The sequence below is a fragment of the Butyrivibrio sp. genome (genome assembly GCF_017635265.1).
GTDB lineage: Bacteria > Bacillota > Clostridia > Lachnospirales > Lachnospiraceae > Butyrivibrio.
The window spans coordinates 1-2,994 of record NZ_JAGBLU010000016.1 but is presented as its reverse complement, the minus strand read 5'-3'; the positions used below and the strand labels follow the sequence as shown (position 1 = coordinate 2,994).

The window sequence follows — 2,994 nt, the reverse complement described above, 5'->3', positions numbered from 1 at the left end:
AGCAATTTTTTATACTAAAAGCATTTTGGCATAAGCCCGGATTTTTGTCTTAGTACATTAAAAAAACCCATTTTATTGTAAAATGCTTTTTTTTAGTATAAAAGGACCTGCTTTTATACTAAAATGCCACTGGAATAGTATAAAAAGTCTAATCTTCAAAACAGAAAATATCCTCTACCGGCAGTTCAAAGACTTTTGCGATGTCCATGGCAAGCTTTAATGAAGGATTATACTTCCCGCTTTCAAGGTAAACTATAGTCTCTCTTCTTACCCCTACTAAACAAGCCAATTCTGCCTGGCTCAGCCCTTTCTCTTTTCGGAGCTCATGTATTCTGGTTCTTAGCATTCTTCATCCTCTTCATACACATGGCTCTCATACTGGATAAAGAAGATTCCCTGAAGAATGCTTCCAATGCCTGCGGCAAAATATAAAACCTGTTCCATTGAAAACTTTAATTGAAGTATAGGAGATAGAAAACTAAGCAAAACAAGAAGAAGGATTGTGAAGTTCAGCGCATTATAACTTGCCCTGCCAATATGCTTTAGATACATTTCATCAGCAGCATCTTTCTTATGAAGAAAAGTTGCAAGGACAACTACTGTCATAAAGACCGAAAAGGCTGATACAAGTACCCTTACAATGACATTACTAAAGGAATATGAGGCAGCTGAAAGAATCAGTGATATTCCCCAGATGATATTGTTGTATCCTATAGCAGTTTTTAGGGATAAAGGTTTTCTAAAGCGCTCATTCAGTGCATTCATAATCTTCAATCCTCCTTTGTGTGAGATATTTCTAACATGTGATAAATATATCACATTAATAGAAGCTGGTCAATGAGCAAAAAGTATAGAATAAGGGGTTGCGCAAGGTGCCAGGTGATGTTATTATTATCGTGTTTAGTAGTAAAGTTTTTATTATTGCATGTAGTGGCGAAGCAAGCGGTCGATGATCGGTTGCTATTTTTATGCCAATCTTATCCAATCCAGCCAGTCTGGTGCATCTACAGGTGTCGATCACATAAGCACCTGATATCTGATTTTCATAGCACAGACATTGGCAGTCTACCCATTTTCCCCTTATAGCCAAGCAGCCAGTACACACTTGAAGGAACTGGAGAGTGATGGATCCTCTAAAAAGTCCAAACAGCGCGTTGCAATAGAAGAAAAGAAATGCAACAACAAAACCTCAGGGCAGAGGTAAATGCCTGTAGCCAGTAGTGGCTCATATTCTTTGCCAGGCAAGGGATAGTGTTCCGAACAGGAACCAACTTAGGCTCAACAAAAGAGCTAATTTCTCAAGAATTGAACCCCCAAAATGAATATTTTTTTTGACTAACCAATCCCCGTGTCCGTATTGAGGAGGCGCAGGCGCTGCCTGCGCCGGTTAAAAGGGGAGAGGGACTACTATGCAAGGAGGAAAATGGATGGCAAGAAATCTAAGGCAACAACTCTTATATTGCATCTACCAATGTGACCATCGGGGAACATCAAAGAGGGCAGATAGAAGAAATAAAGTTGATATGAAGGGGAGACTTTATTCGACTCAAAGGATCAAAGATCTGAAACATACAGCCAAAAGCTTAGCCAAGTTTATGAAAGCGGTATATCCGGGAATCAAATTGGTATATCAAATCAGATCAGAGCACGTACAGGATTATTTAAACAGTAAAGCAGGAGACTGGTCTGAACGAACAGAATCTGAGGTGATAAGCCGATTGGTAAGGCTAAACGAGATTACAAATTATGTCTATGGCATTCACCAGGAATGGAATCTGAAGAAATCCAAACGAACAAATGCTAAAAAAATACGTGATATGGCAATGACCAGGGAAGATTTCAACCAGATTAATGCTGAGCTGCAAAGGAGTAATTCGGAAGCAAAATATACAACGGAGATAACAGCAAGGACCGGAGCAAGAGTCGCGGAAGTAGCAGGTCTAAGAGTCAGTGGAATCAATACTGATGATTGGCTTTTAGAGATTCGGGAAGGTGCAAAGAACGGAAACCATCGAGATGTCCCCATCCGGGAGTCTGACAGAGAGTATTTCGGAAATCTCAAAAAAGAGATGACTGCTCGTGGAAGGATATATGTCACAAATGGAGTCAAACCCCAAAGCTTGGATAAGAAGATACGCAGAACGATGAAAGAGCTGAATCTTGCTGACAAATATCCTAAGGCTACCGATCATACAATCAGAAAGATGTATGCGATAGAGAGAATGGAAGAGGAACTTGAGAAGTGCGCGAATCCGATGATGGCTTGGGAAATAGTACAGGAAGAGCTCGGACATGGCGATGAGTTTAGACAGGCTTTGTATGACACATATGTGTGCGCACCGTTAAAGAATCATAAGGAGGAAAAGAAGTCGTGAAAATGTATTGCGTTGTGTGGGATAGGGAATTCATAAATGATAAGGATCCAAAAGTATTTAAGTATAAAGAGGAGAAACACAAAGACTACGATTTGATAAGTGCAAGTAGTATGGCGGAAGCAATATCCATCGCTACGGCTAAAAAGGTTATTGAGTCACTTTGTTATGGGGGTGAGTTTGCTGGAACACTCAGAGAAAAGTGCGGTAGATTAAAAAAGGAGATCGAGATCATGCTATATGATACCTTCTGCGAAGAAGATGACTGGTCATATGATGATGGAGTTAAATACATTCAGGAAAACATAGATCTGAAATATTTAATGAATCAATTCGATGAGGGTGAAAAAAGAGAAATTTGGAATGTTTGTAATGTTGATGACGTATCAGCGTATTGTTTGGAATAATAATGAGGGGAAAAAGTAGTGAGAGGCGTCATTGTTTTTTGGTAACATCTAGTTACATGCCATACAGTGATTCTTGATGAGTTCAAAGCCCAATCTGGCGCCTTTTTCCTGAATAGTAGGACACAGCTCTTGTCCATCAAAGGTTTGGAATGGTGTCTCAAGAGCGGAGTCAAGGAGCCCATGAGTAAAAACAGAATCTATAGCGGAAAGGCCTT

4 protein-coding genes are annotated in these 2,994 nt (G+C 39.8%); 2 read left to right on the top strand and 2 right to left on the bottom strand.

Features of this window, described 5'->3' with window-relative positions; translation table 11 throughout:
- Positions 1-148: 148 nt before the first annotated feature.
- Positions 149-346, bottom strand: coding sequence for a helix-turn-helix transcriptional regulator (locus J6O61_RS02295; RefSeq protein ID WP_292209085.1), 198 nt, complete (start codon positions 344-346; stop codon positions 149-151).
- On the bottom strand, positions 340-765 hold the full coding sequence (locus J6O61_RS02290) for a hypothetical protein (RefSeq protein ID WP_292209082.1): 426 nt from the start codon (positions 763-765) through the stop codon (positions 340-342). Before J6O61_RS02290 ends, J6O61_RS02295 begins: the two co-directional genes overlap by 7 nt.
- Before the next feature lie 662 nt (positions 766-1,427).
- Between J6O61_RS02290 and J6O61_RS02285 the strand changes: the two genes are divergently transcribed.
- Together J6O61_RS02285 and J6O61_RS02280 are read left to right on the top strand one after the other, a co-directional pair.
- Positions 1,428-2,375: a tyrosine-type recombinase/integrase gene (locus J6O61_RS02285; RefSeq protein ID WP_292209080.1), complete on the top strand. Its 948-nt coding sequence runs from the start codon at positions 1,428-1,430 to the stop codon at positions 2,373-2,375.
- Positions 2,372-2,779, top strand: a complete 408-nt coding sequence (locus tag J6O61_RS02280; protein WP_292209076.1) for a hypothetical protein — start codon at positions 2,372-2,374, stop codon at positions 2,777-2,779. Before J6O61_RS02285 ends, J6O61_RS02280 begins: the two co-directional genes overlap by 4 nt.
- Positions 2,780-2,994: the final 215 nt, after the last annotated feature.